General features: G+C 69.0%; 28 protein-coding genes and 1 pseudogene. 23 read left to right on the top strand and 6 right to left on the bottom strand.

Annotation, left to right across the window (positions count from 1 at the left end):
• The first annotated feature begins 9 nt into the window (after positions 1 to 9).
• Positions 10 to 870, top strand: coding sequence for a helix-turn-helix transcriptional regulator (locus E0H92_RS05375; RefSeq protein WP_238153039.1), 861 nt, complete (start codon positions 10 to 12; stop codon positions 868 to 870).
• Here the strand turns inward: E0H92_RS05375 and E0H92_RS05380 are convergent.
• On the bottom strand, positions 846 to 1,730 hold the full coding sequence (locus E0H92_RS05380) for a bile acid:sodium symporter family protein (protein ID WP_131465091.1): 885 nt from the start codon (positions 1,728 to 1,730) through the stop codon (positions 846 to 848). The two genes, E0H92_RS05375 and E0H92_RS05380, sit on opposite strands and share 25 nt — an antisense overlap.
• 165 nt (positions 1,731 to 1,895) lie before the next feature.
• On the opposite strand from E0H92_RS05380, the gene E0H92_RS05385 reads away from it, so the two are divergent.
• The 5 genes and pseudogenes from E0H92_RS05385 to E0H92_RS05400 all read left to right on the top strand — a co-directional run bounded on the left by E0H92_RS05385 (position 1,896) and on the right by E0H92_RS05400 (position 6,792).
• Positions 1,896 to 3,002: a ThuA domain-containing protein gene (locus E0H92_RS05385; protein ID WP_202873521.1), complete on the top strand. Its 1,107-nt coding sequence runs from the start codon at positions 1,896 to 1,898 to the stop codon at positions 3,000 to 3,002.
• 12 nt (positions 3,003 to 3,014) lie between these two features.
• Positions 3,015 to 3,167 (top strand): annotated as a pseudogene (locus E0H92_RS44925) (RICIN domain-containing protein); the annotation flags it as partial.
• Positions 3,168 to 3,177: 10 nt separating this feature from the next.
• Positions 3,178 to 4,248 (top strand): WD40/YVTN/BNR-like repeat-containing protein, encoded by a 1,071-nt coding sequence (locus E0H92_RS05390; protein WP_131495560.1) that lies wholly within the window; start codon positions 3,178 to 3,180, stop codon positions 4,246 to 4,248.
• Between the two features lie 62 nt (positions 4,249 to 4,310).
• Positions 4,311 to 5,123: an endonuclease/exonuclease/phosphatase family protein gene (locus E0H92_RS05395; protein ID WP_131465098.1), complete on the top strand. Its 813-nt coding sequence runs from the start codon at positions 4,311 to 4,313 to the stop codon at positions 5,121 to 5,123.
• A 247-nt stretch (positions 5,124 to 5,370) separates the two neighbouring features.
• Complete coding sequence (locus E0H92_RS05400) at positions 5,371 to 6,792, top strand: C40 family peptidase (protein ID WP_131495561.1); 1,422 nt, start codon at positions 5,371 to 5,373, stop codon at positions 6,790 to 6,792.
• Between the two features lie 44 nt (positions 6,793 to 6,836).
• Here E0H92_RS05400 and E0H92_RS05405 read toward each other — a convergent pair whose 3' ends face one another.
• The 3 genes from E0H92_RS05405 to E0H92_RS05415 are packed head-to-tail and all read right to left on the bottom strand — an operon-like array spanning position 6,837 to position 9,457.
• Positions 6,837 to 7,544, bottom strand: a complete 708-nt coding sequence (locus E0H92_RS05405; protein ID WP_202873522.1) for an SDR family oxidoreductase — start codon at positions 7,542 to 7,544, stop codon at positions 6,837 to 6,839.
• Positions 7,545 to 7,591: 47 nt separating this feature from the next.
• Entirely contained in the window at positions 7,592 to 8,482 is an 891-nt protein-coding gene (locus E0H92_RS05410) for a LysR family transcriptional regulator (protein ID WP_131495562.1), read from the bottom strand.
• 9 nt (positions 8,483 to 8,491) lie between these two features.
• Complete coding sequence (locus E0H92_RS05415) at positions 8,492 to 9,457, bottom strand: quinone oxidoreductase family protein (RefSeq protein ID WP_131495563.1); 966 nt, start codon at positions 9,455 to 9,457, stop codon at positions 8,492 to 8,494.
• Positions 9,458 to 9,545: 88 nt separating this feature from the next.
• On the opposite strand from E0H92_RS05415, the gene E0H92_RS05420 reads away from it, so the two are divergent.
• Positions 9,546 to 9,977: a MarR family winged helix-turn-helix transcriptional regulator gene (locus tag E0H92_RS05420; RefSeq protein ID WP_131495564.1), complete on the top strand. Its 432-nt coding sequence runs from the start codon at positions 9,546 to 9,548 to the stop codon at positions 9,975 to 9,977.
• A gap of 5 nt (positions 9,978 to 9,982) precedes the next feature.
• Here the strand turns inward: E0H92_RS05420 and E0H92_RS05425 are convergent, their stop codons facing one another.
• Positions 9,983 to 10,471 carry an inorganic diphosphatase gene (locus E0H92_RS05425; RefSeq protein ID WP_130384966.1) on the bottom strand — a complete coding sequence of 163 codons (489 nt, stop codon included), beginning with the start codon at positions 10,469 to 10,471 and terminating at the stop codon, positions 9,983 to 9,985.
• A 50-nt stretch (positions 10,472 to 10,521) separates the two neighbouring features.
• On the opposite strand from E0H92_RS05425, the gene dacB reads away from it, so the two are divergent.
• The 14 genes from dacB to E0H92_RS05495 all read left to right on the top strand — a co-directional run bounded on the left by dacB (position 10,522) and on the right by E0H92_RS05495 (position 22,964).
• Entirely contained in the window at positions 10,522 to 11,889 is a 1,368-nt protein-coding gene (dacB, locus tag E0H92_RS05430) for a D-alanyl-D-alanine carboxypeptidase/D-alanyl-D-alanine endopeptidase (protein WP_131495565.1), read from the top strand.
• Between the two features lie 40 nt (positions 11,890 to 11,929).
• The gene (locus E0H92_RS05435) at positions 11,930 to 13,024 is read left to right on the top strand and encodes a zinc-dependent metalloprotease (protein WP_131465113.1); all 1,095 of its coding nucleotides are present in this window, start codon (positions 11,930 to 11,932) and stop codon (positions 13,022 to 13,024) included.
• A gap of 7 nt (positions 13,025 to 13,031) precedes the next feature.
• Positions 13,032 to 14,036 (top strand): tRNA lysidine(34) synthetase TilS, encoded by a 1,005-nt coding sequence (tilS, locus tag E0H92_RS05440; RefSeq protein ID WP_338068845.1) that lies wholly within the window; start codon positions 13,032 to 13,034, stop codon positions 14,034 to 14,036.
• A 169-nt stretch (positions 14,037 to 14,205) separates the two neighbouring features.
• A complete protein-coding gene (gene hpt / locus E0H92_RS05445; protein WP_130384962.1) occupies positions 14,206 to 14,757 on the top strand; it encodes a hypoxanthine phosphoribosyltransferase in 552 nt (183 codons plus the stop codon).
• 174 nt (positions 14,758 to 14,931) lie between these two features.
• Positions 14,932 to 16,968, top strand: coding sequence for an ATP-dependent zinc metalloprotease FtsH (ftsH, locus tag E0H92_RS05450; RefSeq protein WP_131495567.1), 2,037 nt, complete (start codon positions 14,932 to 14,934; stop codon positions 16,966 to 16,968).
• 67 nt (positions 16,969 to 17,035) lie between these two features.
• Positions 17,036 to 17,608, top strand: coding sequence for a GTP cyclohydrolase I FolE (gene folE / locus E0H92_RS05455; RefSeq protein ID WP_131495568.1), 573 nt, complete (start codon positions 17,036 to 17,038; stop codon positions 17,606 to 17,608).
• A 136-nt stretch (positions 17,609 to 17,744) separates the two neighbouring features.
• Positions 17,745 to 18,896, top strand: coding sequence for a S1 family peptidase (locus E0H92_RS05460; RefSeq protein ID WP_131465119.1), 1,152 nt, complete (start codon positions 17,745 to 17,747; stop codon positions 18,894 to 18,896).
• 103 nt (positions 18,897 to 18,999) lie between these two features.
• Complete coding sequence (gene folP / locus E0H92_RS05465) at positions 19,000 to 19,797, top strand: dihydropteroate synthase (RefSeq protein WP_131496448.1); 798 nt, start codon at positions 19,000 to 19,002, stop codon at positions 19,795 to 19,797.
• Positions 19,794 to 20,255 (top strand): nuclear transport factor 2 family protein, encoded by a 462-nt coding sequence (locus E0H92_RS05470; RefSeq protein ID WP_131465121.1) that lies wholly within the window; start codon positions 19,794 to 19,796, stop codon positions 20,253 to 20,255. The genes folP and E0H92_RS05470 overlap by 4 nt, the downstream gene beginning before the upstream one ends.
• Positions 20,252 to 20,641 (top strand): dihydroneopterin aldolase, encoded by a 390-nt coding sequence (folB, locus tag E0H92_RS05475; RefSeq protein WP_131495569.1) that lies wholly within the window; start codon positions 20,252 to 20,254, stop codon positions 20,639 to 20,641. The genes E0H92_RS05470 and folB overlap by 4 nt, the downstream gene beginning before the upstream one ends.
• On the top strand, positions 20,638 to 21,195 hold the full coding sequence (gene folK, locus E0H92_RS05480; protein WP_131465125.1) for a 2-amino-4-hydroxy-6-hydroxymethyldihydropteridine diphosphokinase: 558 nt from the start codon (positions 20,638 to 20,640) through the stop codon (positions 21,193 to 21,195). The genes folB and folK overlap by 4 nt, the downstream gene beginning before the upstream one ends.
• A gap of 2 nt (positions 21,196 to 21,197) precedes the next feature.
• The gene (locus E0H92_RS05485; protein WP_238153041.1) at positions 21,198 to 21,722 is read left to right on the top strand and encodes a DUF3180 domain-containing protein; all 525 of its coding nucleotides are present in this window, start codon (positions 21,198 to 21,200) and stop codon (positions 21,720 to 21,722) included.
• A gap of 10 nt (positions 21,723 to 21,732) precedes the next feature.
• Positions 21,733 to 22,173 (top strand): hypothetical protein, encoded by a 441-nt coding sequence (locus E0H92_RS05490; protein ID WP_130384954.1) that lies wholly within the window; start codon positions 21,733 to 21,735, stop codon positions 22,171 to 22,173.
• Positions 22,170 to 22,964, top strand: coding sequence for an inositol monophosphatase family protein (locus E0H92_RS05495; RefSeq protein ID WP_131495570.1), 795 nt, complete (start codon positions 22,170 to 22,172; stop codon positions 22,962 to 22,964). The genes E0H92_RS05490 and E0H92_RS05495 overlap by 4 nt, the downstream gene beginning before the upstream one ends.
• Here E0H92_RS05495 and E0H92_RS05500 read toward each other — a convergent pair.
• Complete coding sequence (locus E0H92_RS05500) at positions 22,958 to 23,854, bottom strand: hypothetical protein (protein ID WP_131465131.1); 897 nt, start codon at positions 23,852 to 23,854, stop codon at positions 22,958 to 22,960. The two genes, E0H92_RS05495 and E0H92_RS05500, sit on opposite strands and share 7 nt — an antisense overlap.
• A 171-nt stretch (positions 23,855 to 24,025) precedes the next feature.
• Here E0H92_RS05500 and E0H92_RS05505 point away from each other — a divergent pair, with 171 nt between their 5' ends.
• Positions 24,026 to 24,433 carry a hypothetical protein gene (locus E0H92_RS05505; protein WP_131465133.1) on the top strand — a complete coding sequence of 136 codons (408 nt, stop codon included), beginning with the start codon at positions 24,026 to 24,028 and terminating at the stop codon, positions 24,431 to 24,433.
• Positions 24,434 to 24,607: 174 nt separating this feature from the next.
• Positions 24,608 to 25,564, top strand: coding sequence for a hypothetical protein (locus E0H92_RS05510; RefSeq protein ID WP_131495571.1), 957 nt, complete (start codon positions 24,608 to 24,610; stop codon positions 25,562 to 25,564).
• Positions 25,565 to 25,598 lie beyond the last annotated feature (34 nt).

The following is a 25,598-nucleotide window of genomic DNA, read 5'->3' on the forward strand; positions in this document are numbered from 1 at the left end:
GCTCGACGCGTGGACACTGGAGTCATGGAGTACTCCGACCTGTCCGACTTCCTGCGCAAACGCCGCGAGGCCCTGCAGCCCGAAGACGTCGGGATGCCCCGCGGCCGCCGGCGCCGTACGCCGGGTCTGCGCCGTGAGGAGGTCGCGGCGCTCGCGTCGATGTCGGCCGACTACTACAGCCGCCTCGAGGGCGGACGCGGTCCGCAGCCGTCGGTCGAGATGCTGGGAGCGATCGCCCGGGCGCTCCGGTTGACGCTCGAGGAGCGCGACCACCTGTTCCTGCTGGCCGGCCACGGTACGCCGCCACGCACGACGCGGGCGTGCCACGTCGACCCCGGCATGCTGCGGATCATGGACCGGCTGCACGACACTCCCGCGATGCTGCTCAACCGCTGCGGCGAGGTGCTCGCGCAGACGCCGGCGCACGTCGCGTTCGCGGGCGAGCTGACCAACTTCGAAGGTATGGAGCGCAGCGAGGTCTACCGCTGGTTCGCGCACCCGGAGTCCCGGGCCCTCTACATGGAACCCGAGCTGAGCACCCACAGCCGGTTGCAGGTGTCGATGCTGCGGACGGTCGCCACCATCGATGGGCCGAAGTCGTACGCCGCCTCGCTCGTGCGGGCGTTGCAGAAGCTGAGCCCGGAGTTCAGGGAGATCTGGGACGCGCACGAGGTCGTGTCCGCGCACAGCCGGACCAAACGCTTCCGCCATCCGGTGGTCGGCGAGCTGGAGCTGTACTGCGAGTTGATCGACAACCGCGACGAGCAGCAGACCCTGATCGTCTTCACTGCCACGCCGGGCAGCGAGAGCGCGGAGAAGCTGGAGCTGCTGGCGGTGCTGGGAAGTCAGACGCTCGATCCGGCGCGCTGACCTGTTGTACGGCGGTTGAGGTAGAAGGCGAACGCGGCGGTCGGGAAGAACATCACGATGCCGTAGACCGCGACCGGGATCGACATCTCGCTGTTGCCGAGCAGTGCCGGGCTGAGCGCGATCGTGAGGGCGAGCGTGGCGTTGTGGATGCCGATCTCCATCGAGCACGCGATCGCCTGCCGCTCACCCAACCGGGCCAGCTTCGGGACGACGTACCCGAAGAAGAGGCTGAGGACGTTCAGCAGTACGGCGACCACGCCGACGGCGGCGATGTAGTCGAGGACGTTGGCGCGCTCGGTGTAGATCGCGGCGAAGATCACCAGGGCCAGGACGATGATCGAGCCGAGCTTCACCGGCCGTGTCATCCGCTCCGCGAACCCGGGTCGCCGGCTCCGCACCAGCATGCCGAGGGCCACCGGGACCAGCACGATCGCGAACACCTGCAGCATCTTCAGCGGCTGCAGGCCGATCTGGCCGTCGCCGAGGAAGTGGGCGAGGGACAGGTTGACCACGATCGGCAGGGTGACCACGGCGAGCACCGAGTTCACCGCGGTCAGCGAGACGTTGAGCGCGACGTCGCCGCCGGCCAGGTGACTGAACAGGTTCGCCGTGGTGCCGCCGGGCGAAGCGGCCAGCAGCATCATGCCGGCGGCGTGCGCGGGCTCCAGGTCGAACAACTTCACCAGCCCGAAGCAGACCACCGGCAGCAGGATCACCTGGGTCCCGAGCGCGACCAGGACGGCCTTGGGCATCCGGAGCACCCGGCTGAAGTCCGCGACCGTCAGCGTCAGGCCGAGGCCGAACATGATGATCGCGAGCGCGATCGGCAGCAGGACCGAGGTCAGCGCGGAGTCGTTCATCGGCGGCTCCTTCTTGAGGTCGGTGGCTCAGGGTGACAGCGGCGCGGGACGGCGGCAAGATCTCGGCCTCGGTTCCGGGACCGGCGGAGTCTTTACCGGCTATAGATCATGAGTTAATTTAAGTCCTGAAATTTATAGAGCGTTCTTACGGAAAGGTCCGCCCCCATGCTTTCCGATCGATTTCGCCTGCCCGCCTTCCTGCTCGCGCTCGTGCTCCTGGTCAGTGGTCTGACCGGCACCGCGGCCGCCCAGGTCCAAGCCACCTTCAAGGTCCTCGCGTTCTACAGCGGAACCTGGGACGCCGCCCATATCGACTTCGAGAAAGAAGCGAACCAGCGGTTTCCGGAGTTCGGCGCGCAGAACGGGTTCACCTACACCGCCACGAACAACTGGGACCAGCTCAACAACCTGAGTGCGTCGCAGTACCAGGTGGTGATGTTCCTCGACGACTCGCCGCACACCGACGCGCAGCGCAACGGGTTCAAGAACTACATGGACAACGGCGGCGCGTTCTTCGGCTTCCACGTCGCGGCGTACAACGACGCGAGCGGCGGCTGGCCGTGGTTCAACAACACGCTGCTCGGCACCGGGAGGTTCCAGTCCAACACCTGGGGGCCGACGGCGGTGACGCTGCGGACCGAGAACCGTTCGCACCCGGCCCTGGTGAACACCGGCGCGACGTTCCGGTCGTCGGTCAGTGAGTGGTACAGCTGGCAGAACGACCTGCGGAACAACCCCGACATCCAGATCCTGGCGTCGATCGACAACTCCAGCTTCCCGGTCGGCACCGACCCGAACCAGACCTGGTACAGCGGCTACTACCCGATCATCTGGACCAACAAGAACTACAAGATGATCTACGCGAACTTCGGCCACAACGCGATGAACTACGAGACCAATACGCGGCTCTCGTCGACCTTCGACAGCCCGGCACAGAACCAGTTCATGATGGACGCGCTGAAGTGGCTGGGCGGTGCCGGTACGACGCCTCCGGTCGACCAGCCGTCGCCGACGTCGTGGTACTCGGTGGCGAACAAGGCCAACGGGAAGTGCGTCGACGCCCGCGCGGCCGGGACCGCGAACGGAACCGTGATCCAGCAGTACAGCTGCAACGGTACGCAGGCACAGCAGTTTCAGTTCCAGCCGACGTCCGGCGGTTTCACGCGGATCAACAACCGCAACGACGCCACCAAGGTGATCGACGTGACCGGTGTGTCCGCCGCGGACAACGCCGGCCTCCAGCTGTGGACGTACAGCAACGGAAACAACTAGCAGTGGCAGGCCGTTTCCGAAGGTAACGGCTACTTCCACTTCGTCAGCCGCTTCAGCAACAAATGCCTGACCGTCCCCAACAGCTCGACCGCCGACAGCACCCAACTCGTCCAATTCACCTGTAATGGCAGCGGAGCACAGTCTTTCCGGCTCACGGCAGGTTAGATTGCGGCGCATGAGAATCCTGCGTGTGGCCGCTTTGGCGGCAGGAGGTCTGTTGTTGATGGGTCAGGTCGTGCCCGCCCAGGCTCACGGCGGATCGTCGTACCGGTGGGAGCTGACGCCGACCGGGACCACGGCGCAGTTCCGTGGGCTTGCGGCGGTCAGCAAGGACGTCGCCTGGGTGGGTGGGTCCGCCGGGACCGTGCTGCGGACGGTCGACGGCGGGAAGCACTGGCAGAACGTCAGTCCGCCTGGTGCGGAGGCGCTGCAGTTCCGCGATGTCGAGGCGTTCGACGCGCGGCGTGCGGTCGCGCTGACGATCGGGACCGGCGAGGACTCCCGGGTCTATCGCACCGCGGACGGCGGAAAGACGTGGACGGAAACGTTCCGGAACACGGATGCGAACGCGTTCTACGACTGCATCGCCTTCAACGACGACAAGCACGGCCTGGCGCTGAGCGATCCGGTGGACGGAAAGTTCCGGATCGCCGCCACGTCCGACGGCGGAAAGTCCTGGAAGGTGCAGCCGACCGCGGGTATGCCGGCGGCGCTGGCGGGTGAGTTCGCGTTCGCGGCGAGCGGCACCTGCCTGGTCGCCGGCCACGGTCGGACGGCGTGGTTCGCGAGCGGCGGCGGCGATCGGCCGCGGGTGTTCCGGACCGTCGACGGCGGGCGCCGCTGGACGGTGACGGACTCTCCGATGGCGAGCGGTGCGGCGGCCGGAATCTTCAGCCTGGCGTTCCGGAACACGTTGTTCGGCGTTGCCGTCGGCGGTGACTTCGAGAAGCCGACCGAGGCGGTGAAGGCCGCATCGGTCACGTACGACGGTGGTCGCACGTGGAAGCTGGTGCCGGCCGACAAGGCGCCGAAGGGCTACCGGAGCGGGTCGCACTTCGTTCCGTGGTCGCCCGCGACCGTTGTCGCGGTCGGTCCGTCCGGGAGCGACGTCAGCTTCGACGGCGGCCGCAGCTGGAAGCAGTTCTACGACGGCAGCTTCGACAGCGTCGAATGCGCCGGCCACGGAGCCAACGCGGGCTGCTGGGCCTCCGGCGCGAAGGGTGCGGTCGGCCGCCTGGTGCACTGACGTTCAAACCGGCGACACTCGCTCGTTGTGCGGGTGTCGCCGGTTTTCGGAAAGATGACTGCATGCGTAAATTGCTGACCGTCCTCGTGGGGTTGCTGATGGTGGTTCCTACCGTTGCCGCGGCTCAGCCCGACGCGGGTCGTCCGGGCCGGCCGCTGACCGTCATGTCGTACAACATCCACCACGGCGCCGGGATCGACGGCGTACTCGATCTCGAGCGGATCGCCGTCCTGATCGAGCAGTCCGGGGCCGATGTCATCGGCCTGCAGGAGGTCGACCGGCACTGGGACGTCCGGAGCAACTGGGTGGACCAGCCGGCCTGGTTCGCGAAGCGGCTGAAGATGCACTACGCGTACGCCGCCAACCTCGACCTCCCGCCCGCGAACCCGGGGGAGCCGCGTCGCCAGTACGGGACAGCGATCCTCTCGAAGTACCCGATCCAGGACTTCAAGAACACGCTGCTGCCGCTCTACCCGACCGGCGAGCAGCGCGGCCTCGCGGTGGCAAACCTCACAGTCCGCGGAGCCAAACTGCGCTTCGCGAACACGCATCTGACCAGCAACAACAACGCCGAGCGGCTGGAGCAGGCGCAGAAGGTGGTCGAGCTGCTGAGCGGATCGCGGACGCCGACCCTGCTCGTCGGCGACCTGAACGCGACCCCGGAGAAGCCGGAGATCAAGACGCTGACCGCGGTGTACGACGACACCTGGACCGAGGTCGGTGTCGGTCCGGGCTACACGATCGAGGCGGACAACCCGACCAAACGCATCGACTTCCAGCTGCACAGCGCGGGCCTGCGGCCGACGAAGGCCGCCGTACCGGTGACGCCGGCCTCGGACCACCTGCCGGTGGTCGCCTCGTTCGTTCTCAGCTGAATCACCGAGTTCACCGCACGCCCCTCCGGCTCCGGCCGGAGGGGCGTTTTCGTGCGCCGACCTGCGGCTTCGCGGAATTACAAGCTTGTAGTTTGTCAAGTCGACACACGGGTGAAATAAAGATACTTGTGTGAAAGCTGTTCCCAATGGGGCTGTAGGCAACTAGTGTCACGTATGTGGTCCAGGAGGACCAAAAGTTCACGAACCCTGGGGAAGGGGTTCGTGACCGGCGGAAGGAACGATCCCGATGCGGACGCCCCCCAGGGCCACGTCCGGCGGGCGGATCACGAGTGCTGGGAAGACCGGCAGAGCAGGTAAGGCCCTGCTCTCCGGGGTGCTCGCGATCTGCTTGGCCGGCGCCATGGCCGTGCCCACCCTCCCGGCCGAGGCCGCGAAGCCGAAGCCGCCGGTGATTCCGTCCAAGGCCGCCGTCGAGCGCGCCAAGCAGGCCGCCGCCTCGAAGGCCGGCCAGGTCGCCGCGATCGAGCGTCAGCTGGCTGCCGCCGGCGCGCGGCTCGAGCAGCTGGGCATCCAGTCCGGCATCGCAGACGAGGCGTACAACGGCGCCGTCTACCGCCTGCAGCAGGCCAAGACCGAGGCGGCCGCCGCCGCGGCCCGGGCCGCCGAGGCGCAGAAGACCCTGACCGCCCAGCGGCAGCAGATCGGCCGCTTCGCCGCCGCGTCGTACCAGGGTGGCGGCGAGGTCGCGAAGATCGCGCCGCTGTTCACCGCGGACGGTCCGCAGCAACTGCTCGACTCGGCCGGTGCGGCGCACTCGGTGTCGGCGGCGATGCAGGGCTCGTACCTGCGGTTCACCGCGACCCAGGTGATGACGAACCTGTTCAAGGTGCAGGCCGACCAGGCGGTCGTGAAGGTGAAGAAGGCCGCCGACGAGGCGGCCGCGGCGAAGAAGGCGGCCGAGGCCGCGGAGGCTGCGCAGTCGGCCGCCGTGACCGCGATCGGCGTGCAGCGTAAGCAGTCGATCGCGCAGCTCGCCACCTTGCAGAACATCTCGGTGCAGGTCGCCGCCCAGCGGCAGCAGGGGCTCGAGGAGCTTGCGCGGCAACGCGCCGCTGCGATCGCCGCGAAAAAGGCCGCCGAGCTGAAGCGCCGGATCGCCGCCCGGGAGGCCGCGGAGCGCCGCGCGGAGGCGGCCGAGCGGGCCCGGGAGGCCGCGGAGCAGGCTCGCGAGGAGAAGGACGAGCGCGAGCAGAACAAGGGCAAGAAGAACCCGCCGAAGCGGCACAAGCCGTCCACCCCGAACCGCGACAACGACGACAACGACAACGACAACAGCTCGCGGAAGGGCGCGTCGGCGGCGATCGAGTTCGCGATGCGGCAGCTCGGCGACATGTACCTGTGGGGCGCGACCGGCCCGAGCCGGTGGGACTGCTCCGGACTGACCCAGGGCGCCTGGGCGCGGGCCGGTGTGCAGCTGCCGCACTACAGCGTCGCGCAGTACGAGCAGATCCAGCACATCGACGAGGACGAGTTGCGGCCCGGCGACCTGATCTTCTGGTCGCTGAACCCGAGCGACCCGGGCACCATCCACCACGTCGCGCTGTACCTCGGCAACGGCCGGATGATCCACGCGCCGCGGACCGGCAAGCCGGTGCAGATCGACAGCGTCTACTACTGGGAACCGCCGGACTTCTTCGGCCGCCCCTGAGACAGTTGTCCCCGGCAACGGCCCGTTGCCGGGGACTCGTACCTCTAGGCCAGCCGGTGTCCGCCGTCGGCGTGCAGAACGGTGCCGGTGATGAAACCGTTGCGCAGTAGGGCGATGATCGCCGCGGCGATGTCCTGGGGCCGGCCGATCCGGCCGACCGGGAGGCGGTCCGCCATCGCGGACAGTGTCGCGGGCGCCGCATCGCCGGCGACGTCCTGCCAGATCGGGGTGTCGACCCAGCCGGGTGAGACGACGTTGACCCGGAGCGGCGCCAGTTCGACCGCGAGCGCCGCGGCCAGCGAGGCGAGTGCGCCGTTGAGTGCCGCGAGCAACGAGGCGCGCGGGCCCGGCCGGTACGCCGCGATACCCGAGGTGAACACGATCGAGCCGCCCGGTTCGAGCAGCGGAGCGCCGTGTTTGGCGAGCAGCAACGGGCCGAGCAGCTTGGAGTCGACGGCCGCGCGTGCCGAGCCCACGTCGTACGCCGCGATCGGCTGGTAGGCGCCGCCGACGTCCGCGGCCGTGGTGACGATGTGGCTGACCTTGCCCGTGGTCGCGAAGAGGCGTTCGATGTCCTGCTCACGTCCGAGGTCCATGGCGACGGTGCGTACGCCGAGTTCCCGGCGGACCGCGTCGAGTTTGGCCGGGGTGCGGCCGGCGATGGTGACCTCGCTGCCTTGGGCAACGAGGTCGGCGGCGAGGGCGCGGCCCATCCCTGAGCTTCCGCCGACGATGACGACGTGTTCCGGCAACAGTTTCTCCTTCGGTGGTTGATGTTTCGAGCCAACCACCGAGGACGTCAGTCCACCACGACTTCTTGCCTAAGGGCCGTTAGCCCGGGACTAACGGTCATCGCCTGGAGTACCGGGTTGTGCGAGTCGGTGCGCCACACGGCGGCGTACCGTGCGACCAGCGGGCGGCCCACGAGCGGTCGCCAGACGATGTCCGGCGTGGCGGCGCGGCGGGAGCCGAGGCTGAAGGCGGAGCGCCGGACGAGGAGCGCCGACCGGAGTTGTGAGTGGCTCATGCTGATGTCGCTCAGCCGTACGCCGTTGCCGATCCGGCGGATCGTGTCGTCGTAGAACTCGGGGGCGGCGGCGCGGGGAATCCAGATGAGCTCGAGTCCAGTGAGGTCGTCGAGGGTGAGTTCCGTTGCGGCGGCGAGTGGATGGGTCGCGGTCAGCAGGACGCCGAGTTCCTCGGTGCTGAGGTGTTCGGAGGTGATTGCCGGTGGCAACGTCAGCGGGGTGCGGACCAGGCCGAGGTCGATCTCGCCGGCGTCGAGCATCCGGAGCTGGTCGGTGGTGGTCCCTGCTTCGAGGGTGACCGTGCTGTTCGGGAAGCGTTCGGTGGCGAGTTGTTCGAGGGCGGCCGGGAGGTGGCCGGGGATCCCGTTCAGCAGGCCGAGGCGGAGAACCGGCACGTCCAGGCCGGCGGCCCGGCGCGTGTCCTTCAGCGCCAGGCCGGCCGCCTGGAGGGTTTCCCGGGCGCGGGCGAGCAGGACCTGCCCGGCCGGGGTGAGTTCGACGCCGCGGCTGTGCCGGATCAGCAGGGCAGTACCGATCTCGCGTTCGAGCTGCTTGATCTGCTGGCTGAGCGTCGGGGTGGAGATGTACAGGCGCTCGGCGGCCTTGCCGAAATGCAGTTCCTCGGCCACGCCCACGAAGTACCGCAGCTGCCGAAGCTCCACCCGATGATTCTATTCAGGGGTCGCGACGAGGCGGCCGAGGTTGGCGCGGGCGTCGAGGGTTTCGTGGATGCGGGCGACGTCGGCGAGCGGGTGGGTGGCGTCGACGACCGGGCGGAGTTCGCCGGACTGCCAGCGGCGGGTGACCTCGGCGATGTCGGCGCGGGCCTCGGCCGGGCGGGTCTGCTGCCAGCCGCCCAGCGAGACGCCGGTGACCGACTTGAGGCCGAACAGCTTGAGTACGGAGACGACCGGGACCTCGGTGGTGATCGCGCCGTACGTGATCATCCGGCCGAGCGGTGCGAGCAGGTCGAGACCCTGGTCGAAGACGGTGCCGCCGACCGAGTCGAGGACGGTATCGACGCCGTCGGGGGCGAGTTCGCGGACGCGGGCGGTCCACTCGGGGTCGGTCAGGTCGACGGGCTCGGCGCCGAGTTCGCGGATGAAGTCGAGCCGATGCGCCGAGGACGCCGTACCGATGATCGTCTTCGGGTCGTAGGAGCGGGCCAGCTGGACGGCGAGGTGGCCGACGGTGCCGGCGGCGGACTGGATCAGGACGGTGCTCCCGGGTGCGACCTGGCCGGTCTCGAGCAGTCGATAGGCGAGTGGGGCGGTCATCGACATCATCGTCGCCTCGCCCGCGTCGGCGTCGTCGGGGACCGGTGCGAGGAAGGCCGCGTCGGCGACCGCGTAGTCGGCGAAGGCGTCCTCCGACAGGGCGCTGGCCCGTTGGCCGAGGAGGCCGGGCGGCGTGCCGGGGCCGAGCTTGACGACGCGGCCGACGACGTCGCCGGTCAGGGTGCCGGGGAGCGGACGGTCCCAGGGGGAGCCGCCGCGACGGAGGACGGTGTCGATCGCGTTGGCGCCGATCGCCTCGGCCTGGATCAGGACCTGGCCGGCGGCGGGCTCGGGGACGGCGACCTCGTCGAGCTGGAGTACGTCGGGACCGCCGTGGCGGTGGAAGCGCACTGCGCGCATAGTGGGGTCTCCATATTGTGGGATAGATAAATAATGGGAGATTCCCACGATAACTCCACGGGACGGCCTTGCCAATAGAGTTGGTGCGGTGAAGAAGTCGCCGAACCACCGGCTGTCCGACCACGTGCTGTTCGCGCTCGGGCGGTCGAGTCAGCACGCCCAGCGGCTGGTCCGGCAGCACATGACCGACGGCGGCGTCCGGACGCAGCACTATCACGTGCTCGCGAGTCTCGCGGACGACGGCGAGGCCGTGCAGGCGGCGCTCGCGGACCGGATCGGGTTCGACCGCAGCGATCTGGTGACGCTGCTGGACGAGCTCGAGGAGCTGAAGTTCCTGGCACGGCGGGTCGATCCCGCCGACCGGCGACGCAAGATCGTCGCGATCACCCCGGCGGGTGAGCGGCAGCTCGACGCGATGGACGAGCTGATCCGCGCCGCGGAGGCGGACCTGCTGGAGCCGCTGACCGCGGCGGAGCGCAAGACCTTGCTGGCGCTGCTCCGCCGCGTATCAGGTGACTAGCGTGACTAGTGGCCTTCGGTCTTCAGGCGGGCGAAGGAGGCGGTGATCTCGGTCTCGGCGTCGGCGCGGCCGACCCAGGTGGCGCCCTCGACCGACTTACCGGGCTCGAGGTCCTTGTAGACCTCGAAGAAGTGCTGGATCTCCAGACGGTCGAACTCCGGCACGTGGTGGATGTCGCGCAGGTGCTCCTGCCGCGGGTCGCCGGCCGGGACGCAGAGGACCTTGTCGTCCGGCCCCTTCTCGTCGGTCATCCGGAACATGCCGATCGCGCGAGCGCGGATCAGGCAGCCCGGGAACGTCGGCTCCGGCAGCAGCACGAGCGCGTCCAGCGGGTCGCCGTCCTGGCCCAGGGTGTCCTCGATGAACCCGTAGTCGGACGGATACTGGGTCGCCGTGAACAGCGTCCGGTCCAGCCGCAGACGGTTCGTCTTGTGGTCCAGCTCGTACTTGTTGCGAGTGCCCTTGGGGATCTCGATGAAGACGTCGAACTCCATACGGCAGATACTGTCACGGTTCCGACCGACCGAATGACAGGAGCAGCCCGGTGGCCCGACCTGCCCGTGCGGCATTCGTCACGCTCCTCGCCACGGCGCTGTGCACAAGCACGGGCGCCGGCCTGGTGAGCAGCGCACGCGCCGTACCCGGTTCAGTGCAGACAGCTGACCGGAGCACCCAGCAGGCTCCGGCCGTCCTGCCGCCGGCGACCACCGAGGGCGTCGCCCCGACCGCGGCCGGCGTCGGTACGGCGCTCGCGGCGATCCTCAAGGACCCGTCGCTCGGCCCGCACCACGGTATCTACGTGTACGACGCCTCACGCGGCAAGCCGGTGTTCTCGGTCGGCGCCGCCACGCCGTACACGCCTGCCTCGACGTTGAAGCTGCTCACCACGGTCTCCGCTCTCGCCACGCTCGGTCCGGACCACACGTTCGCCACCAAGGTCGTCAGCGCCGGCAAGGGGTCGATCGTCCTGGTCGGCGGCGGCGACCCACTGCTTGCTGTGCAGCAGGCGAGTGATTACCCGGCTCGTGCGACCCTCCAGGCGCTCGCTCAGAGCACGGCGAAGGCTTTGAAGGCGCAGGGCGTCGCCTCCGTGACCCTCGGGTACGACGCCTCGCTGTTCAGCGGCCCGGCCATCAACGCGAACTGGGAGGCGAACTACGTCCCTGAAGGCATTGCGGCCCCCACCTCTGCGCTCTGGGTCAACGAGGGTCGTCTGTCCCCGGGCATGGCCAAGCGGGCGACCTCTCCGGCGCTGGCCGCGGCCACGTCGTTCCAGAAGCTGCTGACGCAGTACGGCATCAAGGTAGGCGCTGCCAAGGCTGCTGCGGCACCCGCCGCCGCCAAGCCGCTGGCGCAGGTCAAGTCGCCGACGCTCGGCCAGATCGTCGAGTACGTGAACCTCCACAGCGACAACGACGGCGCCGAGGTGCTCCTGCGGCAGGTCGGCATCGCTACCGGCAACGGCGGCTCGTACGCCGGTGGTGTCAAGGGGCTCCGGGCCACGCTGACCAAGCTCGGTCTGGACGTCAGTAAGGCCCGCATCTACGACGGCAGCGGTCTGACCCGCAGCAACAAGGTCCCGCTCGACCTGCTCGCCGGTGCGGTCCGCGTGGCCGTGTCGAAGGACCACCCGGAGCTGCGGCACCTGCTGAGCGGTTTGCCGGTGGCTGGCTTCAACGGGAGCCTCCGGGAGCGGTTCACCTCAGCCGGTACCGGCACCGGGACCGGACTGGTCCGTGCGAAGACCGGAACGCTCACAGGGGTCCACAGCCTGGCTGGATACGCCCGTGACCGCTCCGGCACGCTCCTGGTGTTCGCGATCGCCAGTGACAGCGTGCCGGTCCCGAAGACGCTCGACGCCCGCGCTGCACTGGACCGTGCCACCGCCGCACTCGCCAACTGCGGCTGCTGATCAGGCCGCACATGTTGGGACATACCACTAGGGTCGTTGTATGAGTACGGCGGAAGGCGGGACCACGACCGAGATGGTCGACTGGCAGCTGGCGACCGGCGTGGCGCGGAAACTGCTGCGACCCGGCCCTGCGGTCAGCCGCGCGGAGGCTGACCAGGTGGTCGCCGAGCTGCGTCAGTTCGCGGCGGAGTCCGAGGGGCACGTGCGCGAGTTCACGGGGCTGAAGGCCACGTCGGCCACCGCGCCGGTGATGATCGTCGACCGGCCCGGCTGGGTCCAGGCGAACGCGGACGGCTTCCGGACCGTGCTGCAGCCGCTGGCGGACAAGCTGCGCGAGAAGGCGGACCGCACGGCCGGCCTGTCCTCCGCGGTCGGCTCCCGGGTGACGGGCATCGAGGCCGGTGCGCTGCTGGCGTTCCTGTCGTCGCGGGTGCTCGGTCAGTTCGACCCGTTCTACCCCGCGCAGCCTGACCCGGACCGTCCCGGTCTGACCGGTCGTCTGCTGCTGGTGGCGCCCAACGTCATGCAGGTCGAGTCCGAGCTGGGCGTCGTACCGCGGGACTTCCGCCTGTGGGTGTGTCTGCACGAGGAGACGCACCGGGTCCAGTTCACCGCGGTGCCGTGGCTGCGGGACCACCTGCGGTCCGAGATCGCCCTGTTCCTCGACCAGGCCGAGCTGGACGCTTCGGCGTACGCCGCGATGTTCCGCGAGGCCGTGCAGCGGCTGGGGCGGTCGGTCCGCGGTGAGGCCGAGCTGAGCCTGGTGGACCTGATGCAGTCGCCGGAGCAGCGTGCCGTGCTGGACCGGCTGACCGCGGTCATGTCGTTGCTGGAGGGTCATGCCGACTTCGTGATGGACGGGGTCGGGCCGTCGGTGATTCCGACGGTGGACACCATCCGCTCCAAGTTCTCGTCGCGGCGGGCGAGCGGCAACCCGGTGGACCAGCTGCTGAAGCGGCTGCTCGGGCTGGACGCGAAGCTGCGGCAGTACAAGGACGGTGCCGCGTTCGTCCGCCGGGTGGTCGACCGGGTCGGTATGGAGGGTTTCAACCGGGTCTGGACCGGTCCGAACACGTTGCCGACGAAGAACGAGATCGCGAACCCCGATGCCTGGGTCGCCCGACTCCACGGCTGAGCGCCTGGTGGGAGAGCGGCGGGGGAAACTCCACCCCGCCGTCGCTCGCACCCGGGAAGCGGTCCGGGCGACGCTGACCGAGCTGCCGCGGGGCACCACCGTCCTGGTCGCCTGCTCCGGTGGAACGGACTCGCTCGCGCTGGCGGCCGCTACCGCCTTCGAGGCGCCCAAGCTCGGTCTGCGGGCCGGTGCGGTCGTCGTCGACCACGGTCTGCAGGCGGACTCGGGGCATGTCGCGGCGACTGCTGCCGAGCAGTGCCAGACGCTCGGTCTGGACCCTGTGCAGGTCCGTGAGGTCGAGGTCGGCACCGAGGGCGGTCCGGAGGGCGCTGCCCGGACGGCTCGGTACGACGCTCTGCGGGATGCGGCGGATGAGCTGGGAGCGGACGTCGTACTGCTGGCTCACACCCGCGATGACCAGGCTGAGACCGTTCTGCTCGGGTTGGGGCGCGGCTCGGGGGCCAGATCGCTGGCTGGGATGGCTCCGGCTGTGGGGCTGCTACGGCGGCCGTTCCTGGAGGTCCCGCGAGCCACGACGGCTGCCGCGTGTATCGCGTCCGGGTTGCGGCCCTGGCACGACCCGCACAACGACGATCCGCAGTACACGCGGGTCCGTGTCCGGCACGAAGTACTGCCGGTGCTGGAGGAGGCGCTGGGGCCCGGTGTGGTCGAGGCGCTGGCCCGTACGGCGGGTCTGCTCCGGGCGGACGCGGATGCGCTCGATCAGCTCGCTGCGGACGTTGCGGAGACCACACTGAGCCGCGCCGAGGGACAGGTCCGCAGCGACATCGGCGTACTCGAGGAGCAGCCTGCAGCGATCCGCACGCGGGTCCTGCGGCAGGCAGCCCTGGAAGCCGGTTGCCGGGCCACGGACCTCACCGCCGGTCACGTGGCGTCCGTCGACGCTCTGGTGACCGACTGGCGCGGGCAGCGCTGGATCGATCTGCCACAGGGCATCCGGGCGATCCGCCAGGGCGGGTTCATCATCCTCGGGCAAGGCCCTGGCCGGTAATCCATCGCCTACTGCGGGGCACTCGGCACGGCACCTCGCCGCACGGGTGCAAAGGCCACGATGCTCCGCATCGAGACCTTCGCCCCCGCGCGCCGAGCTACCGCACCGAGCACCTCCTCGCTACGGCGCTGGATTACCGGCCAGGGCCTGGATGTGACAGGCTGATCGCGTGGATGCGGCGGACATCGAGAAGGACCTGAGCAAGATCCATTACACCGAGGACGAGATCCTCGCGAAGCTGCGGGAGCTGGCAGCGCGGATCGAGGCCGACTACGAGGGCAAGGACCTGCTGCTGGTCGGCGTCCTGCGCGGCGCGGTGATGGTGATGGCCGACCTGGCCAGGTCGTTCAGCCGGCACGTGGAGATGGACTGGATGGCCATCTCGTCGTACGGCTCCGGGACCAAGTCGTCGGGTGTGGTGCGGATCCAGAAGGACCTGGACACCGACATCACCAACCGGCACGTGCTGATCGTCGAGGACATCATCGACACCGGCCTCACGCTCAGCTGGCTGGTCAGCAACCTGGAGTCACGCAAACCCGCCTCGCTGGAGCTGTGCACGGCCTTCGTGAAGCCGGACGCCGCCAAGATGCAGGTCCCGGTCAAGTACGTCGGCCTCGAGCTGCCGGACGAGTTCGTCGTCGGGTACGGGCTGGACTACGCCGAGAAGTACCGGAACCTGCGCTGCGTGGCGACTCTGGCCCCGCACGTCTACTCCTGATCCGCGCTTCAGGGCAGACTTGGTGACGGCCTGTACAACGGGTCGTACCGTCCATTGGTGACCCTCGTGCTGTGTTGTCTTGTGCGACACGAGACACTTGGACTGGTATTACCGTCACAAGCCCGCCATACCCGGGCCTGCCGAGCTAGGAGGGACGGGGCCTAGGCCTCGATCATGGACGTGAAGCGCATCTTCCGCGGACCCCTGTTCTGGATCGTCGTCGCCTTCCTGGGCGTCCTGGTGATCGGGCAGCTCCTGACCGGCTCGACCGGCTACAAGACCGAGCCCACCGGCCAGGTCGTCCAGCTCATCCAGCAGGCCAAGTCGTCGAGCGACAAGACGATCAAGACGGTGACGCTGATCGATCCGGATCAGGAGATCCGGATCGAGAAGACCGACGGCACCAAGCTCCGGGCGCACTGGGTCGACGGCCAGGCCGAGAACCTCGGCAACGACCTGCAGTCGCTGTACGACAGCGGCAAGGTGGAGCGGTACGACGTCGAGAACCCGAAGCCGAGCTTCATCGGCCAGGTGTTCTCCACGCTGATCCCGTTCCTGCTGATCGCCGTTGTGTTCATCTTCTTGATGAACTCCATGCAGGGCGGCGGGTCGCGGGTCATGAGCTTCGCCAAGTCGAAGGCCAAGCTGGTCACCAAGGACACCCCGAAGACCACGTTCGCCGACGTCGCGGGGGTCGACGAGGCGATCGAGGAGCTGCAGGAGATCAAGGAGTTCCTGCAGGAGCCCGGCAAGTTCCAGGCGGTCGGCGCCAAGATCCCGAAGGGCGTGCTGCTCTACGGCCAGCCCGGTACCGGCAAGACCCTGCTGGCCCGTGCGGTCGCGGGTGAGGCCGGTGTGCCGTTCTACTCGATCTCCGGTTCGGACTTCGTCGAGATGTTCGTCGGTGTCGGCGCCTCCCGGGTCCGGGACCTGTTCGAGCAGGCCAAGACGAACGCCCCGGCGATCGTGTTCATCGACGAGATCGACGCCGTCGGCCGGCACCGCGGCGCGGGCCTCGGCGGCGGTCACGACGAGCGCGAGCAGACGCTGAACCAGCTGCTGGTCGAGATGGACGGCTTCGACGTCCGCGGCGGCGTGATCCTGATCGCGGCCACCAACCGGCCCGACGTGCTCGACCCGGCGCTGCTGCGGCCCGGCCGCTTCGACCGGCAGATCGCCGTCGACGCGCCGGACATGCCCGGCCGGCAGAAGATCCTCAAGGTGCACGCACGCGGCAAGCCGATGGCGCAGGACGTCGACCTCACCGCGGTCGCCCGCCGGACGCCGGGGATGACCGGTGCCGACCTGGCCAACGTGCTGAACGAGGCGGCCCTGCTGACCGCCCGGTCGAACCTGCAGATGATCGACAACAACATGCTGGACGAGGCCATCGACCGCGTCATCGCCGGCCCGCAGCGCCGTACCCGGCTGATGTCGGACAAGGAGAAGGTGCTCACCGCGTACCACGAGGGCGGTCACGCCCTGGTCGCCGCGGCGCTGCCGCACTCCGACCCGGTGCAGAAGGTGACGATCCTGCCGCGTGGCCGTGCGCTCGGCTACACGATGGTGATGCCGGACGAGGACAAGTACTCGACGACCCGCTCCGAGATGCTCGACAAGCTCGCCTACATGCTGGGCGGCCGGGCGGCCGAGGAGATGGTCTTCCACGACCCGACCACCGGCGCCAGCAACGACATCGAGAAGGCGACGGCGCTGGCCCGCGCGATGGTCACGCAGTACGGCATGACCGAGCGGCTCGGGGCGATCAAGTTCGGCCAGGACGGCAGCGAGCCGTTCCTGGGCCGCGACATCGGCAGCCAGCGGAACTACTCCGAGGAGATCGCGGCCGCGGTCGACGAGGAGGTCGGCAAGCTGATCCTGAACGCGCACCAGGAGGCCTTCGACATTCTGGTCGAGAACCGCGCGGTCCTGGACCACCTGGTCGAGGAGCTGCTGGAGAAGGAGACCCTGGACAAGCACCAGATCGCCCGGGTCTTCGAGCCGGTGATCATGAAGGAGCGCCGGCCGGCCTGGACCGGGTCGTCGACCCGGGTCCCGTCCGACCAGCCGCCGGTGATGCCGGTCAACGGTGCGCACGCGGAGCAGAACGGTTCGCTGTCCGACGTCCTGCCGGGTGGTTCCGTCGGCCCGGACGAGGCGATCCGGCCGCCGGACTACGGCAGCGGCCCGACCCCGCCGAGCCGCCAGTAGCTCGACCGAACGCCGCCACCCCAACCGGGTGGCGGCGTTTTCGTTTGCCTGCGGGTAGCGTGCCGGGATGGTGTCACCGAACTTCGACCACGCGCGCGCCGAGCGGGCCGTGCGCGAGCTGCTGTACGCGATCGGCGAGGACCCGGACCGCGAGGGGCTGCGGGACACCCCTGCCCGGGTGGCCCGCTCGTACGCCGAGATCACGGCCGGGCTCGGTCAGGGCGCCGAGGACGTGCTGACGACCACGTTCGCGCTCGAGCACGACGAGATGATCCTGGTGAAGGACATCGAGGTCTGGAGCCTGTGCGAGCACCACCTGGTCCCGTTCACGGGTGTCGCGCACGTCGGGTACATCCCGAGCCGGGACGGCCGCGTGACCGGGTTGTCGAAACTCGCCCGGCTGGTCGACGTGTACGCGAAACGCCCGCAGGTCCAGGAGCGGCTGACCACGCAGGTCGCCGAGTCCCTGGTCGAGATCCTGCAGCCGCGCGGCGTGATCGTGGTGATCGAGTGCGAGCACCTGTGCATGACGATGCGCGGCGTCCGGAAACCGGGCGCCAAGACGATCACCTCCGCCGTCCGCGGCCAGCTCCGCAACCCCGTGACCCGCGCCGAGGCGATGAGCCTGATCGTTGGCTGACCCACCCGTAGCCCGGACAGGGCCGTCGTCGTTGAAGTTTGAGAGTCCGGCACTATGGACATTCTGTCGCTGAGCGTTTACTTTCCGTAGTGGTGCTTGGCCAACGGGGACCAGGTGCCGGTGTGAGGAGGACAGGATGTCGGGGCGTTTCCGGGTCGGCGCCGCACTTACCGGGGTCGTCGTCCTGACGGCCGGCGGGCTGGTCGCGGCGAACTGGGCTACTGCGGACACGCGGAACAAGACCGGATCGCAGACCGCACCCCACAAGCAGGCCGCGAAGACGGCGGTGGACCCGCTGGTCGCGGAGACCCTGGAGTCGGAGCTCGGCACCGACTCGGGCGTCGTGGGCAGCTACTACGACGACTCCGGCGAGCTGATCGTCGCGGTGTCGGACCTCTCGACGGCCGCCCTGGTCCGCCGGATCGGCGCGGTCCCGCGGCTGGTCCGGTTCACCGCCAAGCAGTTGAACGCCGTACAGGGCGAGCTGAACCGGCTGGCGGTCACGTCCAGCGCCGGCAAGGTGCGCTCGTGGTACGTCGACCCGATGTCGGGGACCGTGGTGGTCTCGGTGCAGCGCGGCGCGCACGACTCGATCACCAACCGGTTCCTGTCCCGCGCGCTGGCGAACGGCGAGCGGGTGACGCTGCGCGAGGTGACCGGGACGGTCCGGCCGACCGCGGACGATTTCAGCCTGCGCGGCGGCGTACAGGTCGACAAGAACACCGGGTACGTGTGCTCGCTCGGGTTCAACGCCAAGACCCGCAAGGGCAACCGGATCTTCCTGACCGCGGGGCACTGCACGTCCGGAAAGCCGTCGTTCTCCCGCAACGGGTACGTCCTCGGCAACACGTCCACGTCGAGCTTCCCGGGGCACGACTTCGGGTCGGTCGGCGTGATCGAGGGCTGGGACCAGCAGGGGTACGTCGAGGGCTGGGGCAACGGGAACGTCGCGGTCAAGGGGATCGCGGACGCCACCGTCGGCTCCACGCTGTGCAAGTCGGGGAAGAGCACCGGCTGGACCTGCGGACGGATCGTCGCCCGGAACGTGACGGTGAACTACGGGAACAACCGCGTGGTCCGCGGGCTGTTCCAGCACACCGCCTGCGTCGAGTCGGGTGACTCCGGCGGCGCCAGCATGACCGGGAACTACGCGCAGGGCATCACCAGCGGGGCGGCGCTGATCGACGGGAAGTGCCTGGAGAAGTACGGCCAGACCAACGAGTCGTACGCCCAGCCGATCGCCCCGGCGCTGCAGTCGACGAAATCCCGCCTGATCCTCGCGAACTGAGCCCAACCGCCCACTTGGGGGTGGGGGCTACTACGGTGTGTGGGTGAGATCTGAGCCGTGGGGTCACGTGGACGGGTTGCCGGTGCTGGACCGGTGCCTCGTCATGGGCGTCGTGAACGTGACACCGGACTCGTTCTCGGACGGCGGCGAGTGGTTCGAGCCGAGTGCCGCGATCAAGCACGGCCGGGAGCTGCTGGCCGAAGGCGCCGACCTGCTCGACGTCGGCGGTGAGTCGACCCGCCCGCGCGCCGTCCGGCCGTCGCAGGAGGAGGAGATCCGCCGGGTGATCCCGGTCGTCGAGGCCCTCGCCGCGGAAGGCGCGATCATCTCCGTCGACACGATGCGGGCCCCGGTCGCGGAGCTGGTGCTGGACGCCGGCGCCACGATGATCAACGACGTGTCCGGCGGGCTGGCCGATCCGGACATGCTCCCGCTGATCGCCGAGCGCGGCACGCCGTACCTGTGCATGCACTGGCGCGGCCACTCGATCGACATGCAGAACAAGGCGGAGTACGGCGACGTGGTGGCCGAGGTGATCGCCGAGCTCGGTGAACGCCTCGAGGTGATCCGCGAGGCGGGCATCGACCTGAACCGGGTCGCTCTCGATCCCGGTCTCGGTTTCGCGAAGAACGCGGACCACAACTGGGAGATTCTGCGCCGGTTGCGGGAATTCGCCGTACTGGAAAGACCGTTACTGATCGGTGCGTCCCGGAAGACGTTCCTCGGTAGGCTGCTCGCCGACGAGCAGACCGGCGAACCCAGACCGGCCGTACGACGAGACGACGCGAGCGTGGCCGTATCCGCCTTGGCCGCCGCCGCGGGTGCCTGGTGTGTCCGGGCGCACGCGGTGGCACCGAGCGTGGACGCGGTCCGGGTGGCCAAGAGATGGGGAACTGTATGACGGACGGACCGCGGCAGGACGGTACCCGTGGCGCCACGGTCGAGGACGTCGTACTGAATGCCAACACCGCGTTCTACAACGCGTTCGAGGCCGGGGACCTGGACCTGATGGCGGCTGTCTGGCTGCCGGAACCCGATCCGGTCTGCATCCATCCGGGCAACGCCGCGATCTACGGATACCCCGAGATGATGCGGGCCTGGGCGATGATCTTCGCGAACACGCCGTACATCCAGTTCTTCCTCACCGACGTGCAGGTGCGGGTGGATGAAGACGTGGCATACGTCACGTGTACGGAGAATGTCCTGTCGTCGGGTGAGGGCGCCCCGGAGGACGGATTCGCGGGCGGAAAGGCGCTCGCCACGAACGTTTTCCGCAGAACTTCCTCCGGCTGGCGGTTGTGGATCCACCATGCCTCACCGGTACTGTCGTCTGGGGGCCGACAGGAGGAGGCGGAATGAGCGGTCCCGTACTTCCTTCTGATGTGATCGAGATCCGGGGCATCCGCGGGTTCGGGCGCCACGGGGTGTTCGATCATGAGCGCGCCGACGGGCAGGAGTTCGTCGTGGACGTCCGGCTGGAGCTGGACACCCGGGCCGCTGCGGCTTCCGACGACCTGGCCGACACCGTGAACTACGGGGTGGTGGCCGAGCAGGTGCACCAGGCGATCGAGACCGACCCGGTGGACCTGATCGAGACCCTCGCCCAGCGCATCGCCGATCTCTGTCTCGCCGACCACCGGGTGACAGCGACGGCCGTGACCATCCACAAACCCTCGGCGCCGATCACGGTGCCGTTCGACGACGTTGTCCTGACCGTGCAGCGCAGAGCCGGAGAATCCTCGTGACTGAGACCCCTAGTCCCCACGTCATCGACGCGGACACCCTGAGCGGAGGCCTGAAGCCGATCCGCCAGGTGATCCTGTCGCTCGGCAGTAATCTCGGCGACCGTGAGGCGAATCTGCAGGGCGCGGTCGACGCACTGCGGGACACCCCGGACGTCGTGGTGGTCGATGTCTCGCCGGTCTACGAGACCCAGCCGGTCGGCGGCCCGGACGAGTCCGGTCCGTACCTGAACATCGTCCTGCTCGCCGACTCCACGCTGGGCGTCGACCTGTTGCTGGAGCGTGCGCACGCGGTCGAGCAGGCGTTCGGCCGGGAGCGCAGCGTTCCGGGCGCGCCGCGGACCCTCGACGTCGACCTGATCACCTACGGGCAGAAGACGATCGAGACCGAGGAACTGACGATTCCGCACCCGCGGGCGCACGAGCGCGCGTTCGTACTGGCGCCGTGGCTCGACATCGAGCGGGACGCCGTACTGCCGGGCCACGGTCCGGTCGCGGACCTGCTCGCCAAGGTCGGGACCGAGGGCGTGACCAAGCTCGACATCGAGTTGCAGTAGTGGTGTCCGGCGGTACCGAGCCCGATCGGGCGCCCAGGAACGGCGACAAACCGGAGCCGCCGCGCCCGGGCTCGGTGCGGCCGACGTCCCGGCGGTTGCTGGTCGCGATCGCCGTCCTCGGCGTCGCGGTCGGCCTGACGATGGTGAAGGCGATCGAGGCCGGCGGGGGTGTCGCGCCCACGGTGTCCTGGCTGACGCTGATCGCCTGGGCGTTCCTGGCCGCGCTGCTGTTCGCTGCGGCCCGCAACACCCACCAGCGGGTCCAGGTACGCCGGGAACGGATCGAATCGTCGCGCGCGGTCTTCCTGTTGATGATCGGGAAGGCGAGCGCCTTCGTCGGCGCGTTGTGCACCGGTGTTTACGCAGGGTTCGCGTTAAGCTTCCTGCAGGCGATGGGCTCCTCCGGGCCTCGTAACCGTGTGATCATGGCCGGTGCCGCGGCGGTGGTCTCAGTGCTGGTCGTCACGGCCGGATTGTTGCTCGAACGCGCGTGTCGCGTGCCCGAGGACCCCGACAAGACCCCCTAACATGCGGTCCATGGGTTCCAGGGGTAGCCGCCGTCGAACCAGGACCACTGTTCTCACCGTCGCCAACGGTTTGCTGATCGTTGTCTGCCTGGGCGTGAGTATCGCGCTCTTCTCGCAGAATGCCTGGATTCTCCGGGCCGCCGCCGGTGGGGCCGTTCTGGTCGCGATCGCCGCTGCCTTCCTGTTCCGTCACCAGTTGCTGGTCGAGCGGCTGGCGCACTCCGACGAGCGCGCGCAGGTCGCGCAGGAGTACTCGCGGATCACCAGCGCCCGGGTCGTCGAGAACGCGGAGTTCGTCGACCTGATGCAGCGCCGGCTGGACAAGATCGACCAGCGCCTCGACAAGATCGACCAGGAGGTCGCGACCGTCGTCGCGGCCGGCGACAAGCATTCGCAGGCCGACGCGCCGACCGTCGTCGACCTCAAGCTGCGAGGCCTGGCCGCCTCGTGACCGAGCTGTCCCGTTTGCTCGAGATCGCCGAGGGGGCTGTCGCTGTCGCCGCCGGCCTGGTGGAGTCGCGGGAGCCTGGGGCCCTGCATTTCAAGGGTGATCGGGACATGGCCTCCGACACCGATATCGCGGTGGAGCAGGCGGTCCGTGAGCATCTGGCGAAGGTGACGCCGCAGATCGCGTTCCTCGGCGAGGAGGAGGGCGCGCACCCGGGCGAGGGGGAGCTGTCGTGGGTCCTCGACCCGATCGACGGCACCGTGAACTACGTGCACGGGGTGCCGCTGTGGGGGATCTCCCTCGGCCTGGTCGACGGGAACCGTCAGGTGGCCGGCGTACTGGACTTCCCGATGCTGGGGACGCGCTACCTGGCCGCGGAAGGATGTGGCGTCACGCGCAACGGCGAACCGATCCAGGTCAGCAAGTGCACGGAACTGTCCGAGGCGCTGGTGATGGCCGGCGACTTCGCGGTCGGGACGGACGCGGCGGAGAAGAACCGGTCGAGGTTCGCGCTGATCGACCTGCTGGTGCCTCGGGTGCAACGGGTCCGGATGCTGGGCTCAGCGGCTCTGCACCTGGCGCTGGTGGCGGACGGCAGCCTCGACGCCGCGATCATGTTCAGCAACAAGCCGTGGGACACCAGCGCCGGCGCGATCATCGCCCGCGAGGCCGGGGCCGTCGTGGTGGACCTGGACGGTACGCCGCACGACGTGGCATCGGCGGCGACGATCGCGCTGGCGCCGGGAGTCTCCGACGAACTACTGCCCCTGATCCAGCAGGCCGTCGCTCAGTAGGTCTTCTCGGTCCAGCCGACGGAGCCGATCGAGCCACCCTTGATGTCGGTGCCCGAGCTGTCGGTCGCGTTGGCGTCGAAGTGCACCGAGGCCCGGCCGGCGGCGGTGACGGCGAGCAGCGCGCCGCCGTTGGGGTGCGAGTTGCAGAAGCCGGTGTTCAAGCTGGTGAAGCCTGCCCAGCCGACGTCGCGCAGGACCGTCGAGGTGACCGTCGCCGGCGTCGTCTCGGTGAACTTCCACTCCTTGAGTTGTCCGTTGGTCTTGGTGCCGGCGAGGACGTGGACCGGAGCGGCAGCGGTTCCGCCGGTCCGCCGGTACCGCAGGGTGTTGACCGTGTCCCAGGCGTCGCCGGGCATCTTCACCGGCGTCGAGATCGTGGGGGGCTTGTCGGCGGAGTAGATCACCTGGAAGCGGTAGAGGGACTTGCCCGCGACGCGGTAGTAGAACGGGAACCGTCCTTCCGCGAGGATCCGGGTCCCGGCGAACCCGGACGCGAGGCGGGTGGTGGTGTGCTTCGTGATCTTCCACTCGCCGTCGACGCGCCGGGCGGCGCGTTGCAGCAGGTAGAGATAGCCGTCGGTCGGATGTGTGACAAGGCTGCTGCTCGTCCACGAGTCCGCACCTCCGGCGTCGGCGCCCGGTGCGAGTGCCGTCGGCACCCAACCGAGGTTGTCGCCGGGCAGCGCTTCGGTACTCGTCTGCTGGGCCGCGTACTTGTAGGTGAGCCGTTGCCCGTCGGACCGGTACGCCGTGGCGCGGGCCTGGCAGTCGGCCGGTACGTCGCCGATCGCCGCGGACGCCGACCGCGTGGCGCCGGTGATCCCGGTGACCGCGAGACCGGTTGCGGCGACGGCCAGTGCCGTCGCGCCGGCCAGGATGGACTTACGCATCGAGAGGTTCCTCCAGGGATGTGCGGGCGGCCAGTTGCCGAACGCAACAAGAGCGCCGGACCGCGGCCCGAGCGTAGGGACGGCGGGCGTCGCGGCACTGCCCGTACGTCACCCGTACCCCTCGCGTTGCGAGGCCTGGCCACGTGATGGGCCGCGGCCCATACTGCGGTCATGGGGCTGGATGCGAACTATCCGGCCGTGACGATGAACGATCCGAACGGCCACGTCACGGTCTACAACGAGGATCATCTGCCGATCGGGCAACTGGGCCCGACGCCGTACGAGTCTCCGTCGGTGAACGTGACCTGCCGGCGCAAGGCGTGGGACGACCTGTACTGGTACCGCCTGCTGAACCCGGAAGGCTTCCCGTTCCCGGCGGACGAGGCGTACGTGTCCGCCGACGAGACCCACGAACTGAACCCGGGCCAGCCGTACCCGATCCCGGATTGCGCGAGTGGCTGCCCGCTCAAGATCGGTCAGGCCGCGGCGGTCGGCGCGCTCGCCATCGGCAGCGTGGCCGCAGCCGCCGCCTGGCGCCGCCGACGCCGAGAGCTGGGCATCGCCCGCCACGGAGGCTGATCCCCGAGACCGCACGACGCGTGCGGCGGCGGGTCGCCGGACCCGGCCGATGAGACGGTGAATCACATCCACGGCCGGGAAACTATTCGCCGCCATCCGCGCATTTGTTTCCCAGCCGAGGTTTATCCACAGGGTCCTCGGTGGCGGGCGGCGGATTCCGTCATGCTGGGTCGGATGGATTGGTGGTGGCGGCAACAGCTGGCCGACGAGGGCCTCGACGTACTGATCCATGAGCAGAACCGCGTCGTGTCGCGCGCACAGTTGCTCGCGGCCGGAAGGTCCGGCGTCGACATACGCCGCCGGCTGCGTAGCCGACGGTGGCAGACCGTCCACCCAGGTGTTTACGTGACGCATACCGGACCGGTCGGCTACCACGAGCGGCTCGTGGCGGCCCTGCTCTATGCAGGACCGCAGGCCGCGTGGAGCCACTACACGGCTGCGGAGCAGCTCGGTCTGATCAAGCCTGACGACCGACGTCCGGTGTACCTGACCATCCCCTGGCGCCGGCGAGTTCGTGCTCGCCCGAATCTCGTGATCACCCGGGACGCGCACTGGGAGAATCGTCTGGCTGCCGTGATCCCGCCGCGGAGCCGGCCGGCTGAAGCTGTGCTCGAGATCGTCGGCCTGTCCTCATCGTTGGATGCTGCCGCAGCAGTTGTCGCGGAGGCCTGCCAGAGCGGCAGAGTTGCTCCCGAAGAGATCCTGGCTGCACTCACCGGCCGGCCGCAGCTCCGTCATCGTGCCGCGCTGAGGTCGAGTCTCACTGACGTCGCCCAGGGAGCCCACTCGCTGCTCGAGCTTCGCTATCTGCGGTACGTCGAGCGAGCACACGGCCTGCCCGCGGGGCAACGGCAGCGTGCGGTGGACGGCGAATACACCGATGTGGCCTACCTGCCGTACGAGCTCGTGGTCGAGCTGGACGGCCGTTTTCATTTCGCTCCTCGACAGCGGTGGCGCGATCTCGATCGCGACAACCGCGCAGCGCTGAGGTCGGAGGCGACCCTTCGGTACGGGTGGCTCGATGTCACGAGCCGTCCGTGTGCGGCCGCCGTACAGGTCCTGCAGATTATGCGGCGCAAGGACCCGTCGGTCACAGCTCGTCCCTGCAGTCCGTCCTGCCCCGTGCGCTGACGGCGGCTGGGAAACTCTTGGTCACCACACGTGC

Origin of the sequence: Kribbella speibonae (assembly GCF_004331375.1) — a bacterium.
Classification (GTDB): domain Bacteria; phylum Actinomycetota; class Actinomycetes; order Propionibacteriales; family Kribbellaceae; genus Kribbella; species Kribbella sindirgiensis.

Excerpts from the sequence above, each read along its gene's own strand:
- ftsH (WP_131495567.1), top strand. The coding sequence starts at position 14,932 with ATGGACGTGAAGCGCATCTTCCGCGGACCCCTGTTCTGGATCGTCGTC.
- E0H92_RS05490 (WP_130384954.1), top strand. The coding sequence starts at position 21,733 with ATGGGTTCCAGGGGTAGCCGCCGTCGAACCAGGACCACTGTTCTCACC.
- folB (WP_131495569.1), top strand. The coding sequence starts at position 20,252 with ATGAGCGGTCCCGTACTTCCTTCTGATGTGATCGAGATCCGGGGCATC.
- folP (WP_131496448.1), top strand. The coding sequence starts at position 19,000 with ATGGGCGTCGTGAACGTGACACCGGACTCGTTCTCGGACGGCGGCGAG.
- E0H92_RS05505 (WP_131465133.1), top strand. The coding sequence starts at position 24,026 with ATGGGGCTGGATGCGAACTATCCGGCCGTGACGATGAACGATCCGAAC.
- E0H92_RS05380 (WP_131465091.1), bottom strand. The coding sequence starts at position 1,730 with ATGAACGACTCCGCGCTGACCTCGGTCCTGCTGCCGATCGCGCTCGCG.
- E0H92_RS05390 (WP_131495560.1), top strand. The coding sequence starts at position 3,178 with ATGAGAATCCTGCGTGTGGCCGCTTTGGCGGCAGGAGGTCTGTTGTTG.
- E0H92_RS05435 (WP_131465113.1), top strand. The coding sequence starts at position 11,930 with ATGAGTACGGCGGAAGGCGGGACCACGACCGAGATGGTCGACTGGCAG.
- E0H92_RS05460 (WP_131465119.1), top strand. The coding sequence starts at position 17,745 with ATGTCGGGGCGTTTCCGGGTCGGCGCCGCACTTACCGGGGTCGTCGTC.
- E0H92_RS05385 (WP_202873521.1), top strand. The coding sequence starts at position 1,896 with ATGCTTTCCGATCGATTTCGCCTGCCCGCCTTCCTGCTCGCGCTCGTG.
- E0H92_RS05470 (WP_131465121.1), top strand. The coding sequence starts at position 19,794 with ATGACGGACGGACCGCGGCAGGACGGTACCCGTGGCGCCACGGTCGAG.
- E0H92_RS05500 (WP_131465131.1), bottom strand. The coding sequence starts at position 23,854 with ATGCGTAAGTCCATCCTGGCCGGCGCGACGGCACTGGCCGTCGCCGCA.
- E0H92_RS05400 (WP_131495561.1), top strand. The coding sequence starts at position 5,371 with ATGCGGACGCCCCCCAGGGCCACGTCCGGCGGGCGGATCACGAGTGCT.
- E0H92_RS05510 (WP_131495571.1), top strand. The coding sequence starts at position 24,608 with ATGGATTGGTGGTGGCGGCAACAGCTGGCCGACGAGGGCCTCGACGTA.
- E0H92_RS05395 (WP_131465098.1), top strand. The coding sequence starts at position 4,311 with ATGCGTAAATTGCTGACCGTCCTCGTGGGGTTGCTGATGGTGGTTCCT.
- folE (WP_131495568.1), top strand. The coding sequence starts at position 17,036 with ATGGTGTCACCGAACTTCGACCACGCGCGCGCCGAGCGGGCCGTGCGC.
- E0H92_RS05415 (WP_131495563.1), bottom strand. The coding sequence starts at position 9,457 with ATGCGCGCAGTGCGCTTCCACCGCCACGGCGGTCCCGACGTACTCCAG.
- E0H92_RS05425 (WP_130384966.1), bottom strand. The coding sequence starts at position 10,471 with ATGGAGTTCGACGTCTTCATCGAGATCCCCAAGGGCACTCGCAACAAG.